4 protein-coding genes are annotated in these 5228 nt (G+C 76.1%); 3 read left to right on the forward strand and 1 reads right to left on the reverse strand.

Features of this window, described 5'->3' with window-relative positions; all coding sequences use genetic code 11:
* Positions 1–40: 40 nt before the first annotated feature.
* A complete protein-coding gene (locus HEQ75_RS27435) occupies positions 41–2413 on the reverse strand; it encodes an SMP-30/gluconolactonase/LRE family protein (protein WP_168035303.1) in 2373 nt (790 codons plus the stop codon).
* Positions 2414–2507: 94 nt separating this feature from the next.
* Between HEQ75_RS27435 and HEQ75_RS27440 the strand changes: the two genes are divergently transcribed.
* From HEQ75_RS27440 to HEQ75_RS27450, 3 genes are all read left to right on the forward strand, one after another.
* Positions 2508–3068 carry a class I SAM-dependent methyltransferase gene (locus tag HEQ75_RS27440; RefSeq protein ID WP_168035304.1) on the forward strand — a complete coding sequence of 187 codons (561 nt, stop codon included), beginning with the start codon at positions 2508–2510 and terminating at the stop codon, positions 3066–3068.
* A gap of 72 nt (positions 3069–3140) precedes the next feature.
* The gene (locus HEQ75_RS27445; protein WP_168035305.1) at positions 3141–3959 is read left to right on the forward strand and encodes a GDSL-type esterase/lipase family protein; all 819 of its coding nucleotides are present in this window, start codon (positions 3141–3143) and stop codon (positions 3957–3959) included.
* Positions 3956–4999, forward strand: coding sequence for a glycosyltransferase family A protein (locus HEQ75_RS27450; protein WP_168035306.1), 1044 nt, complete (start codon positions 3956–3958; stop codon positions 4997–4999). Before HEQ75_RS27445 ends, HEQ75_RS27450 begins: the two co-directional genes overlap by 4 nt.
* Positions 5000–5228: the final 229 nt, after the last annotated feature.

Genomic DNA, 5228 nt, shown 5'->3' on the forward strand with positions numbered 1-5228 from the left:
AAGCCGGGCGCGCCGGCGGCGGCAGGGACGAGGCGGGCCGTCATCGCCACCCGGCCCCGGCGGCATCGGCCAGGCGCGGCGGCAGGGCGGCGGGCCAGGCCAGGCGGGGCTCCGGCATGCCCTCCGCGCCGGTGTCGGCGATGGCGAGCAGCGCACCATCGGCCTCGGTCGGCACGGGCAGCCCGAGCCGCGCGCTGGTGACGAACAGCGTGCGCAGGCCCGGTCCGCCGAAGGCCGGGCAGGTCGGGCGCCGCGCCGGCAGGTCGAGCCGGCAGGCCACCTCGCCGGCCGGGGTCAGCGCCAGCACGCAGCCGCCATCCCAGATGGCGACCCAGATCCTCCCCGCGGCATCGACCGTCGCGCCATCGGGCGCCGCGCCGGCGGGCAGGCCGGCCGGCGATTCGGCGAGGTCGAGCAGCACGCGCCCCGCCCCGACATGCCCCGTCGCCACGTCGAAGGGATGCGCCATGACCCGCCGCGCGAGGCTGTCGGCGAAGTAGAGGGTATGGCGGTCCGGGCTCCAGCACAGCGCGTTCGGGCAGCCGATGCCGTCCAGGACACGCTGCGGCGGCCGGCCGGGCGAGAGCCGCCAGAGCGCGCCGGTCGGCGGGGCCGGCCAGACCGCGGGCATCGTGCCCACCCAGAAGGCGCCGTCCGGCCCGGCCTTGCCGTCGTTGCTGCGGTTGCCGGGGCGGTCGGTCTCGAAGGGCAGGCGGGGCGAGAGGGCGCCCCGCGCCGGGTCGAAGCGCGCCAGACCGTCCTGCATCGCGACTAGCAGCGTGCCATCCTCGCAAATGGCGAGGCAGCCGGGCGCGACTGGCAGCGGCCAGCCGGCGTCGCGCTCCGGGTCGGTGGGGTCGGTGCGGTGCAGGCGCTGCCCCTGGATGTCCAGCCACCACAGCACGCCCCGCGCTGCGTCCCAGACCGGCCCCTCGCCGAGCCGGGCGCCGGCGGCGCGGAGGATGACGGCGCGCGGGGTCACCGCGCGCGGCCCCGGGGCCCGGCGGCGGGGACGGGCGACGGCTGGCCGGCGGACGCCGCGGTTCCCGCCGCTCCCGAAAAGCGATGCGTCATGGCGGACGCCGACCTCTTGTCCCGTGCATCTCTCGCTGGCGGGACCGGCCAGCCGGATGGGCACGGCCGGTCCCGCCCGGACCGTAGCAGGACCGAGACGACCGCGGCAGCCCGGAGCCGCACTCAGCATGGCTCGGCCGCCCAGTCGAGCAGGAAGAAGCAGCCCTGCCCCGGATCGCGGTCCGGGTGGTGGAAGGCCAAGGTACAGCTCGGCGCCCTCGGCCGGGAGAGCGGCGTCGAAGACGATCAGCAGGTCGCGCTCCGTCGTCCCGGTGGGCAGCGCGCGGTCGAGCAGCACCGTGTCTCCGGCCGTCACGACGAGGCGCAGCGCGTGGTCCAAGGACCGGCCGCGCAGGCGGATCCGGTGCGGCCCGGGACGGTCCGGCAGGCAGCGCAGCCGGGCCTCCGCCGCCTCGAGCCATCGCGCGTTGGACGGGGCCACCGCCGCATCGAGCAGGAGGGACGGCCGCGCGAAGCCCGACAGCACCTCGATGGACGCGGACGCGACCGGGCCGTCCCCGGTCAGCACGAGGTCCGGCCGGCGGCGGTCGGACGCCGCGACCGCGCCGCGGAGCAGCGTTCCGCCGAACAGGGTCTCGAGCTCCTGCCGCCTGGCCTCGCGGCCCACCACCCGGGCTGGCGGATAGCCAGGCCGGTTCTGGGTCTCGCCATGCAGAAGGTCGAACAGGCCGGGACAGATCGCTTCCAGCTCGCCGATGTTCGCCGCGTCGTCGCCGCGGCGGAAGAACTCGGGATAGGCGGCGTGCAGCGCCGCGAAGTCGTCCGGCGCCGGCCGGCCCAGCAGGGCGGCGATGCGCACCAGCGTCTCCGGCTCCCGCGCCGCCAGCGCCTCGTAGCGCACCACCTGCCGCGGTGCCGGGTGCGCGAGCCAAGCCTCGACATGCGCGCTCCAGGAGCCGAACCTGACGAGGCCCGCCATCACCTCCTGCAGCAGGCGGTCCTTCCGCGCCCGCGGCAGGACCTGCGCCAGGTAGTACCAGTAGGAGACCACGGCCGAGCGGCCGTCGCGCACCACGTAGATCACGGGCGAATCGTCGGCCGGATCCGGCAGTTCGTGCGTCTTGACGAGGGAGGTCTCCTCCGACGCCCTGGCGCGCGCGACGAAGGCCGCGCTGCTCTCGCCATGCCGCAAATGGCCGGTGAGCGCCGCCCGCTCGGGCGTCGCGCCGATGTCGGAGGGGTCGTCATAGACGGACCGAGTGGACAGGCCGAAGATCTCCCGCAGCCTGCGGCGCAGCAGCGTGTTGCCGGAGCGCGGGAAGGAGGCGAGCCAGACGATTACGAAATCAATTCCAGGACCGCGAGGAAGCATAGGCATCGGGGCAGGCCGCCGGGCAAGATGCGCCGGGCCGCCGAACCCGGCCTGCTTGCCGTGCTAGGCTCTCTCAGGACGCAAACGGCGGAGCGACACGATGACCGGGATGTCCCCCTACGTCTTCGAGCAGGACTGGTTCACGGCAAACCTGCCGCGCTTCCGCCGACATTTGTCCCATCTGCGCGACACGCCGTGCCGGCTGCTCGAGATCGGCGCGCATGAGGGACGCGCGACGACCTGGATGGCGGAGACGCTGCTCGGCCATGCCGAAGCGCGGCTCGATGCCGTCGATCTCTTCGTGCAGCGGCGGCTGCGCGAGAACGTCGCGCGCACCGGCCGCGGCGCGCAGATCCGGGTGCTGCCCGGCGCGTCGCGCGAGGTGCTGCCGCGGCTCGATCCCGGCAGCTACGACTTCGTCTACATCGACGGCAGCCACGCCACGGTGGACGTGCTGGAGGATGCGGTGCTCGGCTTCCGGCTGGCGCGGATCGGCGGCGTGATCGCCTTCGACGACTATCTGTGGACCGATCCGCTCGATGCGCGGCGCGGCGCCCCGAAGCCCGCGATCGACGCCGTGCTCGCGATCTACGCCCCGCTCATCGAGGTGCTGGAGCACGGCCCGCAGGTCTGGCTGCGCAAGCGGGCCGAGCATGCGTGACGCGCGCCCTTGCACGCCGGCACCGCGCCGTGCCACTTTGTGCCGCCCGTCGTAGCCGCAGAGCCATCGCGCATGTCCGCCCCGCGCCGGCCGCCGCGCCGACTCCGCCTGTTCCTCAAGGGCAACCTCGACCTGCGTGATTCCCTGCATGTGCTGCGCCTGAACGGCGCGGTCGCCTGGAACGGGCTGAACGAGGTGCTGCGCGGCCGCGGCGCGGTCGCGCGCATCCGGCACGAGACGAATCCGCGGCTCGACCTGCTGGCCGAGGCCGATGGCCGCGTGCCCGCCGCGCTCGCCGCGCGGCCCCTGCCCTTCGGCGCCTACCCGCCCGCGGCGCAGTTCAGCGCCGCCTTCTTCGAGGAGGAGGCCGATGCCTACCTGCTCTCGATCCAGCAGGAGCTCGCCACCTGGGCAATGCGCCACCGGGAAGGCGGCTGGGGCTTCTATGCGGAGCGGAAGGAGGCCTGGGGGCCGGCCGACCGCGACTGGGCGCGCGCGACACTGCGGCACGATCCGCCGCCCGCGCCGGAGGCCGCCGCCGCGGCGCTGGAACGCGTCATCGCCCGCCTGCGCGCGCGCACCGCGGCGCCGGTGCTGGTCTTCAATCTCTCGGCCTATGTGCCGGGCGAGACGGCGCACAGCCTGGCCGGGCTGGGCGAGACCGTCTCCACCCGCATCCGCCGGCTGAACCTGGCGCTGGCGGAGGTCTCGATGCGCACCGGCGTCTCGGTGATCGACGTGGACCGCGTGCTGGCCGGGGCCGGGGCAGCGCGGCTGAAGTTCGACGCGCTGCACATGACCGCCGAGGGCTGCCGGCTGGTCGCCGAGGAGGTGGCGCGCGTGCTCGAGGATCTGGGCTGCCTTGACGCCCCGGCGGAGCACGCGGCATGAGCCTGCCCGCGGTCGTCGTCAGGACCTGCAACGAGGCGCCGCGGCTGGCGCTGACGCTCGCCTCCCTCGCCGCGCAGGACCCGAGGCCGGAGGAGGTCGTCGTGGTGGATGACGGCTCCACCGACGAGACGCCGGCGGTGCTGGCGGCGGCAGCCGCGGCCCTGAAGCTGCGCGTGCTGCGCCATGCCAGCCCGCAAGGGCCCTCCCGCGCCTCGAATGCCGGCGCGGCGGCGGCGCGCGCGGCGCGGCTGCTGTTCCTGGATGGCGACACGCTGGCCGCGCCGGGGCTGCTCGCCGCGCATGCCGCCCTTCACGCGGCCGCGCCGGGCGCGCTCGGACGCGGCGAGACCTGGCATCTGCGCCAGACCCGGCTGCTGCGCGACCCGGACAGGCTGGAGCCCTTTCCCGCCGCCGCGGCGTCCTTCGCGCGGCTGCCGGCAGCCGAGCATGCGCGGCTGCGGGTGACGCGCGCGATGGTGGCGGGCGATTTCGCCGCGCTGCTGGCCCGCGCCGAGCCCGGCCACTATCCCGGCGCCGGGCCACGCCGGATGCATGCGGTGGAGATGGCGGCGCTGCGCACGGCGCCCGGCTGCAGCGCGCTGTGGGCCGCGGCGACGGGGCCGAATCTGTCCGTGCCGCGCGACGCCTTCCTGGCCGCCGGCGGTTTCGACCCCGCGCTCGACATCACCGCGCATCGCGCGCTGGCGCTGCGGCTGTGCGACGCCGGCCATGCGATGCGCCCGGCCGAGGGCGCCGTCAGCCTGCACATGACGCACCGCGCCGGCTGGCTGGACCCGCTCTCGGCGCTGGCATGGGAGGACCGCTTCCTGGCCGTCGCGCCGCGGCGGGAGGTGGCGCTGCTGGCGGTGTTCTGGGCGGGGATTGCGGACCGGCCGCCCTTCCCGCCCGACTACCTGCTGCCGTCGCTGCCCGCGCTGGCGGAGGCGGCATGCGGCGGGGATGGCCGGGACTGGGACGTGCCGCGGCGGGCCATCGGCGCGCGGCCGCTCGGCCCCGCCTTCTGGACCAGCGCCGCGTGACGTCCGCCCCGACGGATGGCGTGTTTCGGCCGGCACCGACGCGGCCGCGCCCGCCAGGCCAGGCCGTGCGCCTGCGCGCGGGGCAGCCCGCCCGCCCGCCGGGGCAGCCTGCGCGACGGCGTCCGGGGCGGGGCGTGCGCCGGCACGCCGGGGGGCCGGCATGAGCCCGCCCGTGCTGATCGCCGCCCTGCTGCCGCCGAACGAGGCCGCCGCCGCCGCTGCCGCCGTC

Origin of the sequence: Falsiroseomonas selenitidurans (assembly GCF_012103215.1) — a bacterium.
In the GTDB taxonomy this organism is placed as follows: domain Bacteria; phylum Pseudomonadota; class Alphaproteobacteria; order Acetobacterales; family Acetobacteraceae; genus Falsiroseomonas; species Falsiroseomonas selenitidurans.